We start from the raw sequence: 524 nt of genomic DNA, 5'->3' as shown, positions 1-524 counted from the left end.
CCATTTAGTTAGCGCCCAGAAGCATGTGTTTCGCCCGCAAGAGCCCCAATTGTTGGCACCGATGCCGAATTGACCCAGTTGCCGAGATGTCACTGACCCAGTCTGTTCCTCTCGAACCATTGCCTATGCGGGATTTGTGCAGATTTTGAGGTGGGTCAGTCTTGCTTCAGCTCGTGGGTCAATTCGGCGCCGGCGTCAACAGGACGTGTCAGCGCAGAGGCAAATTGACCAGCTCAGAACTCTCGAAATGAGCGCGATACGTTTATGCTGCACCCTTAGAGAAGCGGAATGCTGTAGCTTACAAACACGCGGTTCTGATCTTGATCACGGGCGGCTTCGCTATTGGATTTACCGTTACGCCAGCCGAAGCCAACACCTTTGAGCGTGCCCGACTGAAGGACGTAGTCTAGAAAGATATCCCTTTCCCATTCTTTCTGATTGTCGCCGGATCTCGTCTTGATATTGTCCCCGGAGACGTACATGACCGAGGCTTTCAGGCCAGGGACACCCAGGGCGGCAAAGTC

At 53.8% G+C, this 524-nt stretch carries 1 protein-coding gene; it reads right to left on the bottom strand.

Features of this window, described 5'->3' with window-relative positions:
• Window positions 1-275 precede the first annotated feature (275 nt).
• A partial coding sequence (locus AC1DVH_RS32565; protein ID WP_477757234.1) for an OprD family outer membrane porin occupies window positions 276-524 on the bottom strand: 249 nt, incomplete at its 5' end.

It is taken from the genome of Pseudomonas sp. P4_C3 (assembly GCF_056402075.1).
This window is presented reverse-complemented; position numbering and strand designations above follow the sequence as displayed.